Here is a 21,793-nt window from a genome sequence, read left to right as displayed (position 1 = left end):
GACGACAGCGGGCGATTGCGTCGTCGCTGCGCTCCGCGCGATGACGTCAGGGCTCGAAAGCCGCCAGTATCGGGCAAGGACCCTTGTCGGTCGCGGCGCACTGGTCCGCCAACCGCGCGAGCGCGGCGCGGGTTTCACTCATCTGGGCAATCTTGGCGTCGAGCGCGGCGATGCGCTGGCGGGCGAGGCTGCGGACCCGCGCACGATCGTCGCTCTGTTCAAGCTCCAGCAGCTCGGCGATTTCCTCGAGCGTGAAGCCCGACCCTTGTGCCGACCGGATGAATTTCAGCCGGCGGACATCGTCGGCATCATAGCGACGGATGCCGGCGCCCCACCCCTCGCCGCCACTGCGCGCGGGCGTCGTCATCAACCCGCGGCGCTGATAATAACGGACCGTTTCGACCCCGACGCCGCCCGCTTCCGCCAGTTTTCCGATCGAAAGCTGCATCGCTTGACTCCGTACCATGGTACGGAGGTTATACAGGCGGCATGACACAGACAGCAACCCTCTACCGCATGGTCATGCCACAGCATATCTGTCCCTATGGCCTGAAAGCGAAGCATCTCCTCGAACGAAAGGGCTTCACCGTCGACGATCATTGGCTGGAGACGCGCGCGCAAACCGACGCGTTCAAGGCCGAACATGGCGTCAAGACGACGCCGCAGACCTTTATCGATGGCCGCCGGATCGGCGGCTATGACGATCTGCGCCGCCATTTCGGCCTTGCCGTCCGCGATCCGGGAGCGACGAGCTATACGCCCGTGATCGCACTGTTCGCGATGACCGCGCTGATGGCGCTCGCCGCGAGCTTCGCCGCCTACGGCAGCCCCTTCACCCTGCGCGCCGCCGAATGGTTCATTTCGTTCAGCATGATCGTTCTGGCGCTGCTCAAGCTGCAGGACGTCGAGAGCTTCTCGACGATGTTCCTCAATTATGACCTGCTCGCGCGGCGCTGGGTTCCCTATTCGTATGTCTACCCCTTTGCCGAGGGGCTGGCCGGGGTTCTGATGACCGCGCACGCCCTCCCCTGGCTGTCGATCCCGGTCGCGCTGTTCATCGCCATCATCGGCGCAGTGTCGGTCTTCAAGGCGGTCTATATCGACCGCCGCGACATCAAATGCGCCTGCGTCGGCGGCAGCAGCAAGGTTCCGCTGGGCTTCGTGTCGCTGACCGAAAATCTGATGATGATCGCGATGGCGCTCTGGATGCTGCGCGGAGCCATCGCATGAGCGGCGCGATCGACCGGCGCTCGCTGCTGGCGGCAGGCGGAGCGGCGGCGCTTGTCCCGTGGCTGCCAGCCTGGGCGCAACCGATCGCGTCGGGGCTGCCGACGGTCGGCGGCGCCGATATCCGCCTGACCATCGCACACCGGATGCTGACCGCCGACGGCAAGACCAGCCATGCGATCGGCATAAACGGGACGATCCCGGGCCCGCTGGTGCGGCTGAAGGAAGGCACCACGGCGCGGCTGCACGTCACCAACGCCCTGCCCGACGAGGATAGTTCGATCCACTGGCATGGGCTGATCCTGCCCTTTCATATGGACGGCGTGCCGGGCATCAGCTTTCCCGGGATCGCGCCGGGCGCGACGTTTACTTATGAATTTCCGGTGCGGCAGTCGGGGACCTATTGGTATCACAGCCATTCGGGGCTGCAGGAACAGATGGGCCATTACGGCCCGATCGTCATCGACCCCGCCGAGCCCGATCCCGTCGCCTATGACCGCGAGCATGTGATCGTCCTGTCCGACCACAGCGCGCTGCACCCGCACGCGATCTTCAAAAAGCTCAAGCAGATGGGCGGCTATTTCAACCACAACAAGCAGACGCTTGCGGGGTTGATCGCGGGCCGCGACCAGCCGCTGAACGACCGTGTCGCCTGGGGCGCGATGCGGATGGACCCGACCGACATCAGCGACGTGACCGCGGCGGCCTATACCTATCTCGTCAACGGCCACGGCCCCGCCGACAATTGGACCGGGTTGTTCGCTGCGGGCGAACGCGTCCGGCTGCGGGTCATCAACGCATCGGCGATGACGACCTTCAACATCCGCGTGCCCGATCTTGCGATGACCGTGGTGCAAGCCGACGGCCTGAACGTCCGTCCCGTGAAAGTGGGCGAATTTCAGATCGGGGTCGCCGAAACCTATGACGTGATCGTCGAGCCGGGAGACCGCGCCTACAGCATCATCGCCGAGAACAGCGACCGATCGGGTATGGCGCGCGCAACGCTCGCGCCGCGCCCCGGCATGACCGCGCCGGTTCCGCCGCTGCGCGCCCGCCCGCTCGCGACGATGCGCGATATGGGTATGGGCGATATGGGTATGGATCATGGCGCGATGGGGCATGGGATGACCGCGCCGGGCGAACCGATGCGGCACAGCATGCGCGACATGAAAAGCGCGCCGACCGTCAAGGACACGCCCACCGTCCAGTCGATCTCGCCGATGCCGGTCGATCGCACCGGCGAGCCCGGACAGGGGCTGGAGGATGTCGCGGACGCGCTGACCTATCGCGATCTCGTCGCGCTTGATCGTAACCCCGATACCCGCGTGCCGTCGCGTCAGATGCAGATCCATCTGACCGGCAATATGGAACGCTATATGTGGGCGTTCGACGGGGTGAAGATGAACGAGGTCACCGCCCCCATTCCCTTCACGCTGGGCGAGCGCGTGCGCGTGACGCTGGTCAATGACACGATGATGACGCACCCCATCCATCTGCACGGTCATTTCTTCGAACTGGTCACGGGCAAGGGCGACCATGCCCCGCGCAAGCATACGGTGAATGTCCAGCCAGGCGGCAAGGTAACCTTCGACCTGACCGCCGATGCGCCGGGCGACTGGGCCTTTCACTGTCACCTCCTCTATCACATGCACGCCGGGATGATGCAGGTCGTGACGGTGCGCGCGGCGGAGGATGTGGCATGATTCCGATCGCCCTTCTCCTGCTGGCCGCGCAACCCGACGCGATGGCGCATCCCGCCCCCGCGCCCGGCTGTACCGCCGAACATGCCGCCATGGGCCATTGCACGATGCCGAAGGCGGAACCTCCGCCGCCGCCCCCATCGCCGCCTTGCTCGCCCGAGCATGCGGCGATGGGCCATTGCACAATCCCTGCGCCGCCCCCGTCCCCCGCCTGCCCGCCCGAACACGCCGCGATGGGGCACTGCATGCCAGACGAGCCCACGACAGCCCCACCCCCCTCGCCGCCCGTCGACAACGCGCCGCCGCCGCCCGCGCCGCGCGTCGATGCCGCCGATGCGATCTTCGGCGCCGACGCGATGGCACCGGTCCGCGCCCGGCTCTACGCCGAGCATGGCGGCGGCAGCATTTCCAAGGTCATGCTCGATCAAGCCGAAGTCCGCGTCGGCTCCGGCGAAACCACCTATAGCTGGGACGGCGAAGCCCGCTTCGGGGGGGACATCGACAAGCTCGTCATCAAAAGCGAGGGCGAAGGCGCCTTCGGCGGCGCGTTCGACCGCGGCGAGGGGCAGCTATTGTGGAGCCGCGCCATCGGCCCCTATTTCGATCTCCAGACCGGGCTGCGTCAGGATGTCGGCCCCGGCCCCTCGCCCACTTACGCGGTTGTCGGCGTCGAAGGACTCGCCCCCTATTGGTTCGACGTCGAAGCGGCGCTGTTCCTGTCGGACAAGGGCGATGTCACCACCCGCATCGAAGGCAGCTACGACCAGCGCATCACCCAGCGCCTGATCCTGCAGCCGACGGCGGAGATGAACTTCGCGCTTCAGGACGTGCGCGAACAGGGCATTGGCGCCGGGCTGTCGAGTGCCGAACTGGGCCTGCGCCTGCGCTATGAGATTGCCCGCGAATTCGCGCCCTATCTGGGCTATGTCTGGGAAGGCAAGATCGGCCGCTCTGCGCAGTTCGCGCGCGCCGTCGGCAACGACCCGTCGCGGTCCAGCGTCGTTGCCGGGATCCGCTTCTGGTTCTGATCCCGCTGCCAAGATCATTGATGTGACGCATGACTAGTTTATCTGGGGAGCACGATTCGTTTCCCCCCGGAGTCCCGCCATGTTCTCGCGCCGCAATTTCCTTGCCACCGCCACGCTTGCCGGCTTGTCCGCCCCGGCGATATTGCGCGCCGAGGCCGGTTTCTTTCGCGATTTCCCGTTCAGCCTCGGCGTCGCCGCCGGCGATCCCGCGAGCGACGGCTTCGTCATCTGGACCCGCCTCGCACCCGACCCGATGGCGCCGCATGGCGGCATGCCGCTGGTCAATATCCCGGTGGAATGGGAAGTCGCAGAGGACGGCGGCTTTCGCAAGGTCGTCGCGCACGGCACCGAACTGGCGCGCCCCGAGCTTGGCCATAGCGTCCATGTCGAGGTTGCCGGGCTACAGCCCAGCCGCCCCTATTATTACCGCTTCACCGCTGGCGGCGAACGCAGCCTGCGCGGCCGCGCCCGCACGCTGCCCGCCGCCGGCGCGCGCACCGATCAGGTCAAGTTCGGGGTTTGCGGCTGCCAGCATTATGAATCGGGCTTCTATGGCGCCTATCGCCATCTTGCCCGCGAAGAGCTGGATTTCGTCTACCATTATGGCGACTTCATCTACGAATATCAGCAGGACTATCTTTACGACAGCGGCCTGCCGATCCGGCCGGTACGCAAATATGCGCTCCGCGGGCTTCAGGATCTGAGCGATTTCCGCACCGCCTATACCCAGACGCTGCTCGACATCGACATGCAGGCGGCACGCTCGGCGCATGGCTTCATCTCGACCTTCGACGACCATGAAATCCGCAACGACTGGGTATCGGTCTATGACGACTGGAAGATGGGGCTCGACGGCAACGATCCCGACGCCCCGCCGCCCGAAGTCTTCATGCTGCGCCGGCAGGCCGCGTTCCAGGCGTGGTACGAACATATGCCGGTGCGCAAGGCGCTGTTGCCGCGCGGCGGCTTCATCGCCGCGAACCGCGAATTCCGCTATGGCGACCTGATGGCGATGCAGGTGCTCGACACCCGCCAGTATCGCGACAACCAGCCGTGCGGCGACGGGTTCAAGCCCGCCTGCCCCGACGTCTTTGCAAAGAATGCGCAGATTCTGGGCAAGGCCCAGGAAGAGTGGCTCGCCAAAAATCTCGCGCAGGGCGGCGCGACGTGGAACGCGATCGCGCAGCAGGTGACGATGATGTCGCTCGACCGGCGGCGCAAGGCCGACGAGCCCGAAAAGATCGTCAATCTCGACAGCTGGGCGGGCTATGAGGCGCCGCGCGAACGCATCCTGTCGCGCTTCGCCGGTCTCAAGAACTGCGTCGTACTGACGGGCGACGAGCATCAGAATTTCTGCGGCGATCTGGTGCTCAAGGACAAGGTCGTCGGCGCCGAATTCGTCGCCACCTCGATCAGCAGCGGCGGCGACGGCAGCGATCTGCGCGCCGGCACCGACCAGTTTCTGAAGCTCAATCCCGAACTCAAATTCGCCAATGACCAGCGCGGCTATGTCGTGTGCGATGTGAACCGCGATGCGTGGCAGACGCACTTCATGGTCGTCGACAAGGTGACGGTGCCGCTGGGCACGCTGTCGAAACGCGCGACGGGCGTCGTCGACAACGGCATCGCCGGGATCAAGATGGCCTGACCCCGGCGGATACCCGTCGCTCAGTCGTTGGGGTCCTTGTATTTGAACGGATCATAGGGCGTCGGCTGCGTCGGCACCGGGAAGCGCGGCAGCGTCTTGTCGCTGTTCGCCGCCGTGACGAGCATCCCCGCCATCACGACCGAAGCCTGGCGCAAATCGTCGGCTTTCAGATGGTCGAAGGTATCGGCGTTGCTGTGGTGCGTGCGCGATCCATAATCGAGCGGATCCTGGATGAACTGAAACCCAGGCACCCCGACCGACTGCATATAGACATGATCAGTGCCGCTCGTCGGCCCCGCAACGACCTTGCCCGCGCCCATGCTCGCAAAGGGTGCGAGCCAGGATTGCAGGATCGGAACCGCGCCGACATTGCCCTCGGCATAGATGCCGCGCAGCTTGCCCGAGCCATTGTCCATGTTGAAATAGGCCTTGAGGTCCCCGTAACCGGGCTTTGGCGTGATCGGGTACCGGCTCGGCCAGCCATAATAGAGCGCGTTGCCGTCCTCGCCCTCGGTCGGGCCGGGGCGCGCCGCTATATATTTGTCGACATAGGCGAGCGACCCGAGCAGCCCCTGCTCCTCCGCGCTCCACAGGACGAAGCGGATCGTGCGCTTGGGCCGGATGCCGAGCTTGCGAATGATGCGCGCGGCCTCCATCACGACGGCGCTGCCGGCGCCATTGTCGGTCGCGCCGTCGCCCGCCACCCAGCTGTCGAAATGCGCGCCGGCCATGACATAGCCGGCCTTGGGGTCGGTCCCCGGAATTTCGGCGATGATATTATAGGCGCGCGTGTCGCTGTCGTCGTAACGGACGTTGGAATCGATCTCGAGCTGCGGCGGCGCCCCGCTTTTCGCGAGCCGTGCCAGGCGGCGATAATCCTCTGCGGCGAGTTCGATGCCGGGCAGCGTCGGCGAATGGCCGACGCGGTAATTATAGCCCTCGCCATGGACGAGCTTGCCGTCGCGATAGGATTGCCGGACCATCGCCAGCGCGCCTTCGGCCTTCAGAAAGGCATCGAGCTTTTCGGCAAACGTCACGCGCTCCAGCCGGCGATTGAGCGCATCGGGATCATATTTGGGCTGGCGAAACTCGTCGAGCTTGCCGATGTCGTCGCTGCTCAGGCGGCGAAAGGCCGGCTTGTCGGGCTCGTCACCATCGCCCGGCAGCGACACGAGCACGATCTTGCCGGCGAGCTTGCCCTTCCATTCGGCGAAATGTTCTTCCTTCGACATCGGCGCGACGATGATCGGGGCGGTCACCGGTCCGTTGGTCGACGGCGTCCAGGCAATCGGAATGGCGGTCAGCGCGAGCGGGCGCGGCGCGACCATACGTGCGCTGACCGACAGGATTTCCCATCCGCGGCCGAATTCAAAGCCATCGCGGCGGACATTGGACAGGCCCCAGCCTTCGAACTTTCCGATCGCCCAGGCTTCGGCCCGGCGCATGGCGGGCGAATTGGTCAGGCGTGGACCGATACCGTCGGTCATTTCCTGTGCCGTCTGCATCACCTGGCTGCGATTATAGCCTTCGTCGATGATACGATTGGTGTCGTCGCCGCCCTGCCCGGTCGCCGGCACGGCCAGACATGCTGCGCCGACCAGCAGCGCCGCCATCAAACCCCTGTTCATGAACGCGTCCACTTCATTTCGTCCGTGGTTTCGGATGAAACCGGGTGCACCATGGCAAGAGCGCGATTGCAAGCATGGATGTGGCCGAACCGGCGCGGCAAAGCGCAATGAGCTTGTCGCGCGGTTGTCACGCGGCCATCCTAGCGCGATGACCATGACTCGCCTGATGATCCTGATCGCCGCACTTTGCTCGCTGGCGTCACCCTATGCCCATGCCGCCGAAGCGAACACCGAACAGCGCGCGCCCGTCACCATCCTGATTTCGATCGACGGCTTCCGCGCCGACTATCTTGACCGCGGAATCACACCCAATTTGTCGAAGCTCGCCGCCGAGGGCGCGCGGGGCGCGCTCCGCCCCTCCTTCCCTACCAAGACCTTCCCCAACCATTATGCGATCGTCACCGGCAAACGCCCCGACACCAACGGCATCGTCGGCAACAACATGATCGACCCGCGGCGTCCCGCCGAACGCTTCAGCCTGGGCAATGCGAAGCAGGCGCTCGACCCCTTCTGGTGGGACGAGGCCGAACCCGCGTGGGTGACGGCGCAAAAGGCCGGGGTGCGAACGGCAACGATGTTCTGGCCAGGCAGCGAGGTCGCGATCCACGAGGTGCGTCCGGCCGATTGGCTGCGCTACGATGAAAATATCAGCAATGTGCAGCGCGTCAACGCGGTCCTCGACTGGCTGCGCCGCCCGCGCGCGATCCGCCCGGCCTTCGTGACGCTCTATTTCGACGCCGTCGATACTGCCGGGCATCATTTCGGCCCGGACTCGGCGGAACTCAATGCCGCGGTGACCGAGGTGGATGCCCGCATCGGCGACCTGCTGTCGAGGCTGAAAGACCTCGACCAGCCCGTTCGGCTTCTGGTCGTGGCCGATCATGGCATGCACGCGATCAGCGACGCGCGGATCGTCGACCTTGCCGACCTGATCGATTTGCCGAGCATCATCGCGGTGGAGACCGGCCCCTATGCCGCGATCGAACCCGCCGCCGGCACCGACGACCGGGTCTATGACGCGCTGCTGAAGCCGCACGACCATATGACCTGCCGCCGCCGCGAGGCTCTGCCGGAACGCCTTCACTATGGGCACAATCCGCGCGTCGCGGCGATCATCTGCATCGCGGAGAACGGCTGGACGATCGTCGCGGGCAAGCCGGCCTACCCGGTGATGGGCGGAGCGCATGGTTATGACAATGACGACCCCGACATGCGCGCCCTGTTCATCGCCTATGGCAGCGGCCTGCGCGGCGACGTGGGGCTGGTCGACAATATCGAAGTCTATCCGCTTCTGATGCGCCTGATCGGCGTCAAGCCGCTGCCAAGCGATGCGCGCGGCACGCTGCTCGAAAGTCTTGCGCCGCAACGCTGATCTGCGAAACGCGATCGAAACCGCGCGCGCCGGTTCCGCTATGCCCGATCAGTCGCGCAGCACCGCCATCGCGCGGATCGACTGTTCGGGTGCATTGACGATCTGGACGAGGTAGCGGCCCGGCGTCACGTCATATTCGACCATCTTGCGGATGCCCGAGCAGGCGGGGCCATGGCCGTGCGCCGCCGCCGGCTGCGCCTTGCCGTCGCGTACCAGATCGATCCAGGCGCCCGCGTCGAGCGCGATCACGAGCCGGCCGGCCCGTTTCACCTCGACCGGGATCATGCCGCCGAATTTGAACACATCCTGCCGCCGCTCGGGCGCGATCCAGTAGCGCAGGCTTTCGGCCTTATGGAGCAACAGGCCCGTTCGCGCCGCGCCGAGCGACGGCCAGTCGGCGGCGCGCGCCTCGCCATAGGCATAGATGGTCTTGGCCGAACTCATCCGCCCCCAATCGGCCAGATCGGGCGGCAGCGCGGGGTCGGCGGGGCAGTCGGCCACCGCCTTGCCCTTGCGCGGCGCCTTGCCTGCCGCCGGCACCGCCAGAATCACGGCAGCGCTCAACGCCGCACCTGCAAAGACCCGAAACCGCATCGCTCACCCTCCCGCGCCGGAATAGCCGTCGGCGGCAATCTATACCGGTGCGGTCGCTTTGTGGATGCCGGAAATAGCAGGCGCGGCGGACCGTCACGCGATCAGTCGAAGCGTCCGCTCCGCCCTGCCCCGTCGACAAAGCGCGCCGCCCCCTTCCGGGCTTCGGCGCGCAACGGCGCGGCGCCTTCGCGCCCTTCGAACCGGAGCGCGTCGGCAAGGTCGAAATCCCATTGGCGATAGGCCGACATGCGGTCGGTACGCATGCACAGCGCCGGAAAATGCGCGATCTCGGCGGCGAGCGCCTGCGCGGCTGCCAGCGCCTGCCCGTCCGCCACGACCCGGTTGGCAAGCCCGATTGCGAGCGCTTCGGCCGCATCGACCGGGCGCCCGGTCAGGATCATGTCGAGCGCGCGCCCCTGTCCCACGATGCGCGGCAGGCGAACCGTCCCGCCATCGATCAGCGGCACGCCCCACCGGCGGCAGAAGACACCGAACATCGCGCTGGCGGACGCCACGCGCAGATCGCACCACAGCGCGAGTTCAAGGCCGCCCGCAACCGCATAGCCTTCGACCGCCGCGATCACCGGCTTGGAAAGCAACATGCGCGACGGCCCCATCGGCCCGACGCCTTCGGGTTGGTATCGCTCGTTGCCCGCGCCCACCGCCTTCAAATCGAAGCCTGCGCAAAAATGGCCCGACGCGCCGGTCAGCACCGCGACCGCGGCGCTGTCGTCGGCGTCGAAGTCGGCGAACGCCTGCCGCAACAGGTCGGCGGTGGCCGGGTCGACCGCGTTGCGGCAGTCCGGGCGGTCGATGGTGACGGTGCGCACCGCGCCGTCGTTGGTGATCCGCACGCTCATGCCGCGGGCATCGCACGGTCGACGATCGCGCGCGCATCGACGGCTGCATCGAACGCGCCATGGGCGCTGCCACGTGGGCTCAGGCGAAGGCGGCAGAAGGCCTCGGCAATCGGACTATCCTGTCCGATCAGGATCGCGGCCTGCGCCGCAAGCGCCAGCCGCTCGACGAGCAACCGCGCGCTGCTTTCGTCGGCGCGCGTTAGGTCGATGTCCTCGACCCAGCGATCATAAAGGGCGTCGCGTCCGCGCTGCGCCGCCAGAAAATCCTGAAGCGCCGCCACCCCTTCTGGTTCGCGCGCGATGGCGCGCAGCACGTCGAGCGCAATGACATTGCCCGATCCTTCCCAAATCGCGTTGAGCGGCGATTGGCGGAACAGCCGCGGCATCGGCCCCGCCTCGACATAGCCGGCGCCGCCATGCGCTTCCATCGCTTCGTAAACCAGCCCCGGCGCGCGTTTGCATACCCAATATTTGGCAATCGGCGTCAGCAGCCGCGTCAGCGCATCCTCTTCGTCGAACGCCTGCGCCAGCCGGAAGCCGAGCGCCGTCGCCGCCTCGCTTTCGACGGCAAGGTCGGCGAGCACCGCCGCCATTGCGGGCTGGTCGATCAGCCGTTTCTGAAAAGCCGACCGATGGGCCGTGTGCCACAGCGCCTGGGCAAGCGCGCCGCGCATCTGCTGCGCCGAACCGATCACGCAGTCTAGGCGCGTATGCTGGACCATCTGGATGATCGTAGCGACGCCGCGCCCTTCGGCGCCCAGCCTCTGGGCCAGCGCACCATGATATTCGATTTCGGACGAGGCGTTCGACCGGTCGCCCATCTTGTCCTTCAGGCGCATAACGCGGAACCCCGCATTGCGGGTGCCGTCGGGCAGCCAGCGCGGGACAAGGAAACAGGTCAGTCCGCTTGGCGCATAGGCCAGCGTCTGGAAGGCGTCGCACATCGGCGCCGAACAGAACCATTTATGCCCCGTCAGGCTGTACCAGCCCGCTTCGCCGGTCGGTTCGGCGCGCGTCGTGTTGGCGCGTACGTCGCTGCCGCCCTGCTTTTCGGTCATCGCCATGCCGATCGTCACCCCGGCCTTGTCCGCAGCCGGGCGGACGGAGGGATCGTAACGGCCCGCCGCGATGCGCGGCACCCAGACGTCGGCGACCGCCTGCTCGGCTCGCAGCGCCGGCACGGCGGCATAGGTCATGGTCATCGGACAGCTTGTGCCCGAATCGGCCTGCCCGGTCAGGAAGAGGATCGCCGCGTGGAGCGTATGGCCGCGTGCGCTGCCGTCCCAAGCCGATGCCGCAAAGCCGCTATCGAGCCCGAGCCGCATCAGGTCGTGATAGGCGGGGTGAAAGCGCACCTCGTCGACGCGGTGACCATAGCGGTCATAGGTTTCGAGCACGGGAGTCTGGCGGTTCGCCTCGACGCCCCATTCGATCACCTCGGCCGAACCACAGCGCTGCCCGAGCGCGGCGAGCCGGGCGCCATGCGCGCCCGCGCCTGCGCTGTTCACCGCATCGACCAGCGCCCGGTCGCCGGTAAACAGGTTCATATTCTCGAACGGCGGCGCCTGGTTGAACACATCATGCGTGTCGAGCCGGTCGATCGGCTGGAGTGCGGTCATGCTTCGTCTCCTCAATCGTCGGCGGGCAGGCGCTTCGACACCTGGCTCGCGATCGGATCGCCGCTGTCGCGTTCGGCCACCGCCTGCTTGAAGCCGACCTCCTGCGCCCGGTCGCGGAACCATATGCCTTCAGGCGAATGGCGCGATACCCCGTCGAACAGCGTCGCGAACATCTGGGTATTGTTGAGGCCCATATTGTCATAGGCCTGATTGACCACCGTCTTGGTCATCATCAATTGGTTGCGCGGCACCCCGCGCAGCCGCCCGACCAGCCGCTCGACAGCATCGTCGAGTTCGGCCTCGGGCACCGCCTCGAGCGCCAGCCCGATCCGTTCGGCTTCGCGCCCGTCGATCAGGTCGCCCGTCATCATCATGCGCTTCGCCATCTGCGGCCCCAGACGATAGACCCACATCGCCGGGGTCGGCACGCCCCAGACGCGCGCGGGGGGATAACCGATGCGGGCATCGTCGGCCATGATCAGAAAGTCGCAGCACAGCGCGATGTCGGACCCGCCGGCGACCGCCGCGCCGTGGACGCGCGCAATGGTCGGCTTGGTTGCGCGCCAGAGCGCCATGAAATCCTGGGTGTTGCGCCACATCATCTGGAAATCGAGCGTCGGGTCCCACGGCATGTCCTGCGACCCGCTGATCTCGCCCTTGCGCTCGGCATAATGTTTAAGATCGTATCCGCCGCAAAAACCCGGCCCCGCGCCGCGTACGACGATGACATGGACGTCCGCATCGGCCTCCGCCCGTTCTACCGCGGCGCGGATCTCACGCGGCATGCCGTGCGCGATCGCGTTGAAATGTTCGGGACGGTTGAGCGTGATCGTCGCCACCCGATTTTCGGCGGCATAGGTCAAGGTCTGATAGGTTGCCATAGGGTCTCCTCAGGGCAGCAGGCGGCACCGTTTGCGATGGCGGCTTCGATCTCTTCGGCGGTCAGGCCGGCCGCGGCGAGCACCGTCCGGCTATGTTCACCGACGCGCGGCGCATGCGTCTCGAACCCCGGCCGCGCGCCGTCGAAGCGCGCCACGGGCCGGGTCCGGCGCACCGCACCGGCCTGCGGGTGGTCGGTCAGCGCGACGAAGCCGTCATGGACGATCTGGGCGTGGCCGGGCAGCGCCGCCGACCGGTTGGCGACGCCGCACGGCACGCCCGCGTCGGCCAGCCGGGCCACAGCCTCGCGCGTGGTCAACGCGGCAATGCGGGGCGCCGAAATCGCGCGCAGATCGTCCCAGTTGAGGAATCGCGTCGTCATGTCGGCAAAGCGCGGATCGGCGAGCAGGTCGGGCGCGCCGATCGCGCGCGCCCAGCCTTCGAATTCAGATTGCGACAGCATGACAACGACGATCCAGCCGTCGCCGGTCGCCCAAGGGCGATAGACGGCGGCGATGTCAGGCATGCGCGAGGTGGCATCGGGAAAGGCCTGCGCCCCGTGGAGGTCGATCCAGCCATAAGCGACAGCCGCCTCCAGCATCGAAATATCGACGACCGCCCCCTTTCCGCTGCGCGCCCGTGCGACGAGCGCGGCGGTCGCCGCCTGCGCCGCGTAAAGCCCCGCGGTCTTGTCGCAAATCCATTGCGGAGCGAGCAGCGGCCCTTCGGCGGTCCAGCTGACCATCCCCGATTCGGCCTGCACGATCGGATCATAGGCGCGCCCGCCCGCCATCGGCCCGTCCTGACCGAAGCCGCTGATCCGCGCGATGACGAGATCGGGGCGCAGCGCATGTAGCACGTCGGTGCCAAGCCCCAGCCGCTCCATCACCCCGGGCCGGAAATTGTGGATGAGGAGGTCGGCCTGTGGCACCATGCGGCGCAGCAGCGCCTGCCCATCGGCACGCGCAAGGTCGATCGCGACCGATTGCTTGTCGGCGTTGAGCGCGACATGCGCCGAGCTGAACCCCGGCGCCGCAACCGCACCGAGCAAACGCGCGCGGTCGCCTTCGGGCGGCTCAACCTTCCATACCCGGGCGCCCTGCTGCGCCATGATCTGCGTCGCCAGTGGCCCCGCGACAACGCTGGTAAGATCGATTACGGTCACGCCGTCAAGGGGCAGCATCTTCCTCTCCCATCTTATTTGTTGCATATATTGTCGGATATGGACACAGAACGCAATATAGTAAACTCGGCCGATGCCGGAGGGATGAGCGCGCGGATGCTCATTCTCGATCTGCTCGACACTGGCGCTCCGCCGGCGTTCACCGTCGCCGAACTGGTGCGCGCCGGCGCGGCCTTCGGGATCGAGGCGCCGGGCATCCGGACGGCGTTGACGCGCCTCAAGTCGGAAGGCCGGGTTCAGGCAATCGCGCGCGGTCGCTATACGATCGGCGCGAATGCAGAGGTGTTGAAGCAGCGGATCCTCGGCTGGCGCTCCCGGCTTGAGCGGCGGCAGCCCTGGGAGGGACGCTGGCTCGTCGCGGTCGCGGGGCCGCAGGAGCGCGCCGACCGCACCACTTGGCGCCGGACTCTGCGCGCGCTTCATCTTGAGGGATTTGCCGACGCCGACGCCAATATCTGGGTGCGCCCCGACAATCTGGAGCGTGGGGCCGCGGGGATGCGGCAGGATTTGATCGAACTCGATGCCGCGCCATCGCTGTTCGTCGTCGAAGCGAGCGGGCTGGACGCCGCCCGCGACGCCCGGTTCCGGACCTTGTGGCAGAGTGATGCCCTGCGCGCGTCGCACCAGCGGCTCGCCGCCCGCCTCGACGAGAGCGCGGCGAGCATCGATGAAAGCCGGCTGCCCGCGGCGGCGGCCGAAACGCTGCTCCTGGGGCGGCAGGCCATCCGCGCCATCATGCGCGATCCGCTGCTACCCGAAAGGCTTTGTCCAAGCGATGCGCTCGCGGCGCTGATTGCCGCGATGACGCGCTACGACCGCTTGGGCAAGCGCATCTGGGCGCGCTATCTCGAAAGCTGATCGGTCGCGGCGCGGAAAGCGAACGTCGGCGGGTGCGGGGCGAGCGGCGCTCCGGCGCCGCCCACCCCGCCCTTCGGCGACTTAGTGGCGCGCGAGTTCGTCGCGGCCCACGACCATATAGTGAACCTCGTCGGGGCCGTCGGCGAAGCGCAGATGGCGCACGTCGGCATAAAGCTCGGCGAGCGGCGTCCAGTGCGAGATGCCGGTCGCGCCGTGGATCTGGATCGCCTGATCGATAATCTGGCACACGCGCTCGGGGATCATCGCCTTCGCCATGCTCACCCACACGCGCGCTTCACGATTGCCGAGCAGGTCCATCGCCTTCGCGGCCTTGAGCACGATCAGGCGCATCGCCTCGATATCGCAGCGCGCCCGCGCGATGACTTCCAGATTCTTCCCGAGCTGCGACAGCGGCCGGCCGAAGGCGGTCCGCGAATTGCCGCGCTTGACCATCAGGTCGAGTGCAACCTCGGCCTTGCCGATGGTGCGCATGCAGTGGTGAATGCGGCCCGGCCCGAGGCGCATCTGCGAAATCTCGAACCCGCGCCCCTCGCCGAGCAGGATGTTGTCGCGCGGCACGCGGACATTTTCGAACCGCATATGCATATGCCCCTGCGGCGCATGGTCGGCCCCGAACACCCGCATCGGCCCGAGCACCTGCACCCCCGGCGTGTCCATCGGCACCAGGATTTGCGAATGCTGCGCCTTTCGCGGCGCCTCCGGGTTGGTCTTGACCATACAGATCAGGATCTTGCAGCGCGGATCGCCGGCGCCGCTGATGAAATATTTCTCGCCGTTGATGACCCATTCGTCGCCCTCGAGCGTCGCGCTGGTTTCCAGATTGCTCGCGTCCGACGAGGCAACGCCGGGTTCGGTCATCACATAGGCGGAGCGGATTTCGCCATTAAGGAGCGGCTTCAGCCAGCGGTCCTTCTGTTCGGGCGTGCCGACCATTTCCAGCACCTCCATATTGCCGGTGTCGGGCGCCGAACAGTTGAGCGATTCGGATGCCAGCGGCGATTTGCCGAGTTCGGCCGCAATATAGGCATAGTCGAGGTTGGTGAGCGGGGTTCCCGTATCGCCGTGGGGCAGGAAGAAATTCCACAGCCCTGCCGCCTTCGCCTTGGCCTTCGCGCCTTCAAGCAGCTCAAGCTGCCCCGGCGCCCAGCTCCAGCGGTCGGCGCGCCCTTCGCCCAAGCGGAAAAACTCCTCGGTGATGGGATCGACATTTTCGGCGATGTGGCGTTTCACCGCATCGAACAGCGGCTGCGCCTCCTTTGACATTCTGAGGTCGTTGAGTTCGGCTTCGAGTTCGATCGGCGTCATCGCTATTCTCCTTGGTTGGGGCCAAGGCTAGTGCCCCTGCGGCATCAGGAAAAATGATAACTTCGAATAAAGTCTATTCGTCTGAGGAATAGGCGCCTATTCGTCGCGCATCACCTCGAGGATGATCGCGCGCAGCCAAGCGAGGCCGACATCCGCCTGAACCGCGCGATGCCAATAGAGATAGCTGCTGCTCTGTGCGACCGCGATCGGCAGGTCGAACAACTGCATCGGCCAGATGTGCTGCAACATGCGGACATGGCTGCGCGGAAGGGTGCAGAGCATGTCGGTCTTCGCCACGATCTGCCAAGCGGTGATCGCATGCTGGCAGCGCACCGCGACGCGGCGCTGCAAGCCGAGCCGCGCCAGCGCCATATCCTCGATCCCCGGCCCGTGCGGACGCGGCGTCGCGAACACATGATCAAGCGCGAGATAGCGATCGAGGTCGAGCGTCCCGGCGATGCGGCCATTGCCGATCCGCGCCGCCACCAGCAACGGCTCGACGCCGAGCGGTTCGCGGCACAGCCGATCCTCGACAGGCAGGTCGACGTCGATCGCGACGTCGAGATCGCCGTTGGCCAGCGCAGCGACCAGATCGCGGCGCCGAAAGGCGGTCGACGTCAGCCGGACATGCGGCGCCTCTTCCAGCACGCGCGACGCGAGCGCTGGAAAGCGCGACATCTCGCCCGCCAGCCTTATCCCGATGCGAAACTCGCGCGTCGATTGTGCGGGATCGAAGCTCCCCGCCCCGTCGAGCGCCGCGACCAGTTCGCGCAGCGCCGTATGGATCGGTTCGGCGACCGCCCGTGCAGTCCCGGTGGGGACGAGGCGATTGCCCTGACGGATGAACAAGGGATCGTCCAGCATCGCGCGCAGCTTGGCCAGCGCATGGCTGATCGCGGGCTGCGACAGATTGAGGTGCGACGCGGCAGCCGACACGCCGCCCTTGGTATAGATGGCGTCGAATATCTGGAGCAGGTTGAGGTCGAGCCGCGGCAGGCGCTTCATATCGGGCTCCTATCGGCCTTGCTTCGGCGGCGCCAGGCGGTCAGGCCGGTGCCAGCGCCGTGCGGACGAAATCGACCGAACCCGACGGCGCCGCCAGCCGTTCGGCGCCGAGCAGGCGGTTCCAATAGCTTTCTGATCCGTCGGCGAGCCGCCAGGCCTGAAGCCGGCGCGTATAGAGCTGAAGATCATATTCCTCGCTGATACCGATCGCGCCATGCACCGCATGCGCGATCGCCGCGACCCGCGCGGCTGCGCCGCTCGCAACCGATTTGGCGGTCGCGGCCGCCGCGAGCGCAGGCGGGAAAGAACCTGCGCCGCCGATATGCGCCGCAATGCGCGCCGCGACCATATCCTCCGCCATCACGGCAAGCTGCTGTTGCAGCGCCTGCTGCTTGCCGATCGGCTTGCCGAACTGGATACGCACGTTCGCATAGCCCGCCGTCATCGTGGTCAGCCGGTCGGCGGCGCCCGCGATCAGCGCGGCGCGCAGCACCGCCGCCGCGCGGCGTAATCCGCCGGGGACTATCGGCCCCACCGGTGTCGCGGCTTCGCTATCCCAGCGCACCGATGCCGCGAGTTCCCTGTCGCCGCCATCCGCTTCGCCCGGCACGGCGGCAAGATAGAGATTGCCCTCCCATTCGACGAGCAAATGCCGCCCCAGCGCGGCGCCGATCACCCGCCCGGCGGCGCCCGGCGCCTGCGCGGCGATCGCGATCGGTCCATCGGGCGCGGCCCTCCCCGCTTGCGCGAGCAACGCGCGCGCAATCATCGTTTCGCCGACCGGACAGGGTACCGCATGGCGGCCAAGCACCAGCCACAGCGGGACGATATCGGCAAAGGACACCCCCGCGCCGCCCGCGTCTTCGGGAACCAGCGCGTCCAGGAAACCCGAGGCCGCGAGCTCCGACCATGCCCTGTCGTCCGGCTCGCCGCGCTCCGCCGCGCGCACCGCGGCGGGGCTAAAAAGCGCGGCGATCATCCGTTCGAAAGGGTCGAGGAAATCGGTCATCTATGGCTCCTCACCGAAGGCCCATGCCGCGGGCGATGATGCCGCGCAATATTTCGCGGGTACCGCCGCGCAGCGAAAAGCTGGGCGCGACATGCGTGACATAGGTCAGCGTGCGGTAAAGCTCGTCCGAGACGGGCTCATCGGGATGCGCGGCAAGATCGTCGCCGATCGCGACCGGAAGGTGCTGTTCGAACGCCGTCCCCAGATCCTTGACCAGCGATGCCTCGACCACCGGGCTTTCGCCCGCCGCAAGCCGCGCGGTGCAGGCGATCGACATCGCGCGCAGCGTTGCGAGCCGCGCGGTGAAATCCCCCACCAGCGCGCGCACCGCGGGATCGTCGCGCCCGATATGCTGCAAATGCCGCGCCCAGGCATCCAGAAGCACGACGCTCGAATAGATACGCTCGGGGCCGCTGCGCTCGAAGGCGAGTTCGGCGGTGACCTGCTTCCACCCCTCGCCTTCGGCGCCGATCAGCGCGTCGGCGGGCAGATCGACATCTTCGAAGAATATTTCGCAGAAATGCGCATCGCCGGTCAGATCGACGATCGGACGGATGGTGATCCCCGGCGCCTTCAGGTCGATGATAAGCTGCGACAGCCCGGCATGACGATCCTCGGCGCTTCCCGAGGTGCGGAGCAGCGCGATCATATAGTCGCAGTGCATCGCGCCGGTCGTCCATATCTTCTGCCCGTTGACCCGCCAGCCGCCCGCGGTGCGCTCGGCGCGGGTGCGAACGCTCGCAAGGTCCGATCCCGATCCCGGCTCGCTCATCCCGATGCAGAAGAACAATTCGCCGCGGCAAATGCGCGGGAGATAAAATTGGCGCTGCGCCTCGGTCCCGTAATTCAGGATCAGCGGCGCGCTTTGCCGGTCGGCGATCCAGTGCGCCGCCACCGGCGCGCCGGCCGACAGCAATTCCTCGACGACGACGAACCGCGCGAACGGGCCGCGCTCGCCGCCGCCATAGGCTTTGGGAAGCGTCAGGCCGAGCAGCCCTGCAGCGCCGAGCTTGCGGCTGAAATCGGCGTCGAACCCTTGCCACGACCGGGCGCGGACGTCGGCGGGCCGCGCCGCCGTCGCCGCCGCGGCGAGCGCGCGGACGCGGCTGCGCAGCGCCTCATCCTCGGGCGGCAGGCTGCTCGGTTCCAGCGTGTCGAACACAATAGTCTCTCCCGCACCGACTCTGCAAAATCGCGTAGCCGCCCTCTCCTGCCGCGAAAATCGCGGCGCGTCACCTGCAGGAATTGATGGGGCGCCCGATCAGAGCGAGAGGCCCCCGTCGACGATCAGCGTATGACCGGTGACATAGGAGGCAAGCGGCGAGGCAAGAAAGATCGCCGCCCCCGCCATGTCCTCGGGCGTTCCCATCCGTCGCTGCGGGATATGGGCGAGTGCGCCCTCCAGCCGGTCGGGATTCTGCGTCGTCACCTTGGTCAGCTTGGTATCGACCAGCCCCGGCGCGAGGCCGTTGACGCGGATGCCGTCGGCGGCGAAGGCCTGCCCCAGCGTCTTGGTCAGGCTGATCGCCCCGGCCTTCGACGCGGCATAGGCGGGATTGCCGATATTGGCCTTCAGCCCCGAAATCGAACTGACGATGACGATCGATCCGGCGCTTTGCGACAGCTGCGCGCGGAACTTGCGCGATATATGCATCAGGCTGTCGAGGTTGACCGCCATCACCCGGTCCCATCCCTCGCGCTCGAACTCGCCGCGCCGATAGACGACCGTGCCCTGGCACAGGATCAGCACATCGAGCCGGTCGAACGGCATTGCCGCCGCCTCGATCGCGTCGGGGTCGCCGACATCGACGCAGCTATAGCCGAGCCCCGCAAGATCGGAGCCATCGTCCGGGTCGTAATCGGCCGCCTGCGCGCGCGTCCCCCAGACATGGACCGCCGCGCCGCGCGCGCGAAAGCCATGGGCGATGCCGTTGCCGATCCCGCTCGATCCGCCAACCACCAGCACCGCCTTTCCGGTGAAGTCGGTATCGTCCTTCATGCTGACCCTAGGCGGCACGCGGGATCGCCGGATCGCCCGCGCCGGCTGGCGCCGCATCCCGTCCCCGCCGCACGAGCCGGCCGGGCAGCACGCCCGTCGGCTGCCCGTCGCGATAGGTGACCGCGCCCGATACGATGGTCGCGACATAGCCGTCGGCGGCCTGATGCATGCGCTTCCCGCCCGCGGGCAGATCGTAACGGATCGTCGGAACATGCAGGCGCAAGGCGTTGAAATCGATGATGTTGAGGTCCGCCTTCATCCCCTCGGCGATGCGACCGCGGTCGGTCATGCCGACGGTCGCGGCGGGACGCGCGGTCAGCTCGGCGATGGCGTCGGCGAGCGCGATCCGGTCGCCGGGATCGGCATCGCGGACCCAGCGCTGGAGAAAATAGGTCGGAAAGCTCGCGTCGCAGATCAAGCCATAATGCGCGCCGCCGTCAGCGAGCGCCATCACCGTATCGGGATGACCCAGCATTTCGCGCACCGCGTTCAGATTGCCTTCCGAATAATTGGCGGCAGGCAGATAGAAGAGCCGCCGCCCTTCGTCCTTCAGCAGCAGCTCATAGGCGAATTCGGCAACCGACTGGCCCGCCGCCGCGGCGCGCGCCTCGATCCGCGTCTCGCGCTGCGGTTCATAGTCGGGGCCGTCGCTCCATTCATGCGCGGCGCGGAACGCATCGATCAGCGCCAGCGTCACCGGATTGCTGTCCTCGGCCGTCTCGGCGAGCAGGCGCGCGCGGAAGACCGGATCGCGCATAGCCGCCACGCGCTCGGCCAGCGGGCGGTCGGCGATCGCCTTGTAGCTCGGGTGCGAGCTGAACGGATGGAGGCTGAGGTCGAGGCCGAAGAACATGCCGACCGGACGCGGCGCGACCTGACCGCGCATCTGCAACCCGTCGCGGCGCGCCTGTTCGAGCCCCGCGAGCATCGATCGCCACCCCGCCCCCGGCTGGTTGGGCACATCGAGCAGGGTGAAGGACAAGGGCCGCCGCCCATGTTCGGCAAGCGCGCGCAGCAAGGCGAATTCGCTCTCGGCATCATTGGCCGGTGCCGGGATGATCTGGAACACCCCTGCATCGGCATCGCCGAGGCCGTCCATCAGCGCGCGCAGCTCGTCGGCCTCGGAATAAAGGCTCGGCGCCAGTTCGCCCGCCTTGGTCCGGTGCATCATGTTGCGCGACGTCGTGACCCCGAAGGCTCCGGCGGCGACGGCATCGGCGACCAGCGCGCGCATCTGCGCCAGATCGTCGGCGGTCGGGGCCTCGTGCTGCGCGCCGCGTTCGCCCATCACGAAGATGCGCAGCGCCGAATGCGGCACCTGCGCCGCGATATCGATGTCGAGTTCGCGCGCATCGAGCGCGTCGAGATAGTCGGGGAAACTCTCCCAATTCCAAGGCAGCCCGTCGACCATCACGACCTCGGGAATATCCTCGACCCCCTCCATCAGCTTGACGAGCATGTCGCGCTGGTGCGGCCGGCACGGCGCGAAGCCGACGCCGCAATTGCCCATCAGCACCGTCGTCACGCCATGATTCGAGGAGGGCGCCATGCGTGTCTCCCACGTCGCCTGCCCGTCATAATGGGTGTGAATGTCGATGAAGCCGGGGGTTACGATGCGGTCGCTGGCATCGATCTCCTCGGCCCCGCGGCCCGTTATCTGCCCGATTGCGGCGATTTTTCCATCGCGAAGGCCGATGTCGCCGACGAAGGGAGCGGTGCCGCTCCCGTCGAAAACCAGCCCGCCGCGCACGACCAGATCGAAGTCCATAAGCCTCTCCTCGAAGCGCGCCGGCCTCGTCCGGGCGGGTCGTCGCTTGCCTTGTCGCTTTCAGCCTTCCGCGAAACCGCACCCGATTGC

The 21,793-nt window shown here is 66.9% G+C and carries 19 protein-coding genes; 6 read left to right on the top strand and 13 right to left on the bottom strand.

The window, feature by feature from the left end:
• Positions 1-46: 46 nt before the first annotated feature.
• On the bottom strand, positions 47-448 hold the full coding sequence (locus tag MU856_RS04145; protein WP_003044661.1) for a MerR family DNA-binding protein: 402 nt from the start codon (positions 446-448) through the stop codon (positions 47-49).
• A 41-nt stretch (positions 449-489) separates the two neighbouring features.
• On the opposite strand from MU856_RS04145, the gene MU856_RS04140 reads away from it, so the two are divergent.
• The 4 genes from MU856_RS04140 (at position 490) to MU856_RS04125 (ending at position 5,603) form a co-directional block, all read left to right on the top strand.
• A complete protein-coding gene (locus tag MU856_RS04140; protein WP_263588413.1) occupies positions 490-1,230 on the top strand; it encodes a glutaredoxin family protein in 741 nt (246 codons plus the stop codon).
• Positions 1,227-2,930, top strand: coding sequence for a copper resistance system multicopper oxidase (locus MU856_RS04135; RefSeq protein ID WP_263588412.1), 1,704 nt, complete (start codon positions 1,227-1,229; stop codon positions 2,928-2,930). The genes MU856_RS04140 and MU856_RS04135 overlap by 4 nt, the downstream gene beginning before the upstream one ends.
• Complete coding sequence (locus MU856_RS04130) at positions 2,927-3,955, top strand: copper resistance protein B (protein WP_263588411.1); 1,029 nt, start codon at positions 2,927-2,929, stop codon at positions 3,953-3,955. Before MU856_RS04135 ends, MU856_RS04130 begins: the two co-directional genes overlap by 4 nt.
• Positions 3,956-4,034: 79 nt before the next feature.
• The gene (locus tag MU856_RS04125; protein WP_086457689.1) at positions 4,035-5,603 is read left to right on the top strand and encodes an alkaline phosphatase D family protein; all 1,569 of its coding nucleotides are present in this window, start codon (positions 4,035-4,037) and stop codon (positions 5,601-5,603) included.
• Between the two features lie 20 nt (positions 5,604-5,623).
• On the opposite strand, the gene MU856_RS04120 is transcribed toward MU856_RS04125, so the two are convergent.
• Complete coding sequence (locus MU856_RS04120; RefSeq protein ID WP_062902202.1) at positions 5,624-7,231, bottom strand: M20/M25/M40 family metallo-hydrolase; 1,608 nt, start codon at positions 7,229-7,231, stop codon at positions 5,624-5,626.
• 154 nt (positions 7,232-7,385) lie between these two features.
• Between MU856_RS04120 and MU856_RS04115 the strand changes: the two genes are divergently transcribed.
• On the top strand, positions 7,386-8,603 hold the full coding sequence (locus MU856_RS04115; RefSeq protein WP_202988488.1) for an ectonucleotide pyrophosphatase/phosphodiesterase: 1,218 nt from the start codon (positions 7,386-7,388) through the stop codon (positions 8,601-8,603).
• A 48-nt stretch (positions 8,604-8,651) separates the two neighbouring features.
• On the opposite strand, the gene MU856_RS04110 is transcribed toward MU856_RS04115, so the two are convergent.
• The 5 genes from MU856_RS04110 to MU856_RS04090 form a co-directional block, all read right to left on the bottom strand.
• On the bottom strand, positions 8,652-9,197 hold the full coding sequence (locus MU856_RS04110) for a hypothetical protein (RefSeq protein ID WP_062902200.1): 546 nt from the start codon (positions 9,195-9,197) through the stop codon (positions 8,652-8,654).
• 101 nt (positions 9,198-9,298) lie between these two features.
• On the bottom strand, positions 9,299-10,057 hold the full coding sequence (locus MU856_RS04105) for a crotonase/enoyl-CoA hydratase family protein (RefSeq protein WP_062902199.1): 759 nt from the start codon (positions 10,055-10,057) through the stop codon (positions 9,299-9,301).
• Complete coding sequence (locus MU856_RS04100) at positions 10,054-11,676, bottom strand: acyl-CoA dehydrogenase family protein (protein WP_062902198.1); 1,623 nt, start codon at positions 11,674-11,676, stop codon at positions 10,054-10,056. Before MU856_RS04100 ends, MU856_RS04105 begins: the two co-directional genes overlap by 4 nt.
• Positions 11,677-11,687: 11 nt before the next feature.
• A complete protein-coding gene (locus tag MU856_RS04095; protein ID WP_062902197.1) occupies positions 11,688-12,557 on the bottom strand; it encodes a crotonase/enoyl-CoA hydratase family protein in 870 nt (289 codons plus the stop codon).
• Positions 12,536-13,738 carry a CaiB/BaiF CoA transferase family protein gene (locus MU856_RS04090; RefSeq protein WP_062902196.1) on the bottom strand — a complete coding sequence of 401 codons (1,203 nt, stop codon included), beginning with the start codon at positions 13,736-13,738 and terminating at the stop codon, positions 12,536-12,538. The genes MU856_RS04095 and MU856_RS04090 overlap by 22 nt, the downstream gene beginning before the upstream one ends.
• Before the next feature lie 39 nt (positions 13,739-13,777).
• On the opposite strand from MU856_RS04090, the gene MU856_RS04085 reads away from it, so the two are divergent.
• Positions 13,778-14,596 carry a PaaX family transcriptional regulator C-terminal domain-containing protein gene (locus tag MU856_RS04085; protein ID WP_238929663.1) on the top strand — a complete coding sequence of 273 codons (819 nt, stop codon included), beginning with the start codon at positions 13,778-13,780 and terminating at the stop codon, positions 14,594-14,596.
• An 81-nt stretch (positions 14,597-14,677) separates the two neighbouring features.
• Here the strand turns inward: MU856_RS04085 and MU856_RS04080 are convergent, their stop codons facing one another.
• From MU856_RS04080 to MU856_RS04055, 6 genes are all read right to left on the bottom strand, one after another.
• Positions 14,678-15,922 (bottom strand): acyl-CoA dehydrogenase family protein, encoded by a 1,245-nt coding sequence (locus tag MU856_RS04080; RefSeq protein ID WP_003044690.1) that lies wholly within the window; start codon positions 15,920-15,922, stop codon positions 14,678-14,680.
• A gap of 96 nt (positions 15,923-16,018) precedes the next feature.
• A complete protein-coding gene (locus MU856_RS04075; RefSeq protein WP_062902195.1) occupies positions 16,019-16,927 on the bottom strand; it encodes a LysR family transcriptional regulator in 909 nt (302 codons plus the stop codon).
• A 40-nt stretch (positions 16,928-16,967) separates the two neighbouring features.
• On the bottom strand, positions 16,968-17,936 hold the full coding sequence (locus MU856_RS04070) for an acyl-CoA dehydrogenase family protein (protein ID WP_062902194.1): 969 nt from the start codon (positions 17,934-17,936) through the stop codon (positions 16,968-16,970).
• Between the two features lie 10 nt (positions 17,937-17,946).
• A complete protein-coding gene (locus tag MU856_RS04065) occupies positions 17,947-19,098 on the bottom strand; it encodes an acyl-CoA dehydrogenase family protein (RefSeq protein ID WP_062902193.1) in 1,152 nt (383 codons plus the stop codon).
• Positions 19,099-19,197: 99 nt separating this feature from the next.
• Positions 19,198-19,935 (bottom strand): SDR family NAD(P)-dependent oxidoreductase, encoded by a 738-nt coding sequence (locus MU856_RS04060; RefSeq protein WP_086457678.1) that lies wholly within the window; start codon positions 19,933-19,935, stop codon positions 19,198-19,200.
• A 7-nt stretch (positions 19,936-19,942) separates the two neighbouring features.
• Complete coding sequence (locus MU856_RS04055; RefSeq protein ID WP_062902191.1) at positions 19,943-21,703, bottom strand: N-acyl-D-amino-acid deacylase family protein; 1,761 nt, start codon at positions 21,701-21,703, stop codon at positions 19,943-19,945.
• Positions 21,704-21,793 lie beyond the last annotated feature (90 nt).

This window comes from Sphingopyxis sp. GC21 (assembly GCF_025727575.1).
Lineage (GTDB): Bacteria > Pseudomonadota > Alphaproteobacteria > Sphingomonadales > Sphingomonadaceae > Sphingopyxis > Sphingopyxis terrae_A.
Note: the sequence above shows the minus strand (reverse complement) of the source record. Positions and strands in the feature narration are given on the sequence as shown.

Coding starts and splice junctions, on each gene's coding strand:
- MU856_RS04125 (WP_086457689.1), top strand. CDS start 4,035: ATGTTCTCGCGCCGCAATTTCCTTGCCACCGCCACGCTTGCCGGCTTG.
- MU856_RS04100 (WP_062902198.1), bottom strand. CDS start 11,676: ATGACCGCACTCCAGCCGATCGACCGGCTCGACACGCATGATGTGTTC.
- MU856_RS04075 (WP_062902195.1), bottom strand. CDS start 16,927: ATGAAGCGCCTGCCGCGGCTCGACCTCAACCTGCTCCAGATATTCGAC.
- MU856_RS04090 (WP_062902196.1), bottom strand. CDS start 13,738: ATGCTGCCCCTTGACGGCGTGACCGTAATCGATCTTACCAGCGTTGTC.
- MU856_RS04080 (WP_003044690.1), bottom strand. CDS start 15,922: ATGACGCCGATCGAACTCGAAGCCGAACTCAACGACCTCAGAATGTCA.
- MU856_RS04135 (WP_263588412.1), top strand. CDS start 1,227: ATGAGCGGCGCGATCGACCGGCGCTCGCTGCTGGCGGCAGGCGGAGCG.
- MU856_RS04110 (WP_062902200.1), bottom strand. CDS start 9,197: ATGCGGTTTCGGGTCTTTGCAGGTGCGGCGTTGAGCGCTGCCGTGATT.
- MU856_RS04095 (WP_062902197.1), bottom strand. CDS start 12,557: ATGGCAACCTATCAGACCTTGACCTATGCCGCCGAAAATCGGGTGGCG.
- MU856_RS04055 (WP_062902191.1), bottom strand. CDS start 21,703: ATGGACTTCGATCTGGTCGTGCGCGGCGGGCTGGTTTTCGACGGGAGC.
- MU856_RS04060 (WP_086457678.1), bottom strand. CDS start 19,935: ATGAAGGACGATACCGACTTCACCGGAAAGGCGGTGCTGGTGGTTGGC.
- MU856_RS04115 (WP_202988488.1), top strand. CDS start 7,386: ATGACTCGCCTGATGATCCTGATCGCCGCACTTTGCTCGCTGGCGTCA.
- MU856_RS04085 (WP_238929663.1), top strand. CDS start 13,778: ATGGACACAGAACGCAATATAGTAAACTCGGCCGATGCCGGAGGGATG.
- MU856_RS04130 (WP_263588411.1), top strand. CDS start 2,927: ATGATTCCGATCGCCCTTCTCCTGCTGGCCGCGCAACCCGACGCGATG.
- MU856_RS04140 (WP_263588413.1), top strand. CDS start 490: ATGACACAGACAGCAACCCTCTACCGCATGGTCATGCCACAGCATATC.
- MU856_RS04145 (WP_003044661.1), bottom strand. CDS start 448: ATGCAGCTTTCGATCGGAAAACTGGCGGAAGCGGGCGGCGTCGGGGTC.
- MU856_RS04120 (WP_062902202.1), bottom strand. CDS start 7,231: ATGAACAGGGGTTTGATGGCGGCGCTGCTGGTCGGCGCAGCATGTCTG.
- MU856_RS04070 (WP_062902194.1), bottom strand. CDS start 17,936: ATGACCGATTTCCTCGACCCTTTCGAACGGATGATCGCCGCGCTTTTT.
- MU856_RS04105 (WP_062902199.1), bottom strand. CDS start 10,057: ATGAGCGTGCGGATCACCAACGACGGCGCGGTGCGCACCGTCACCATC.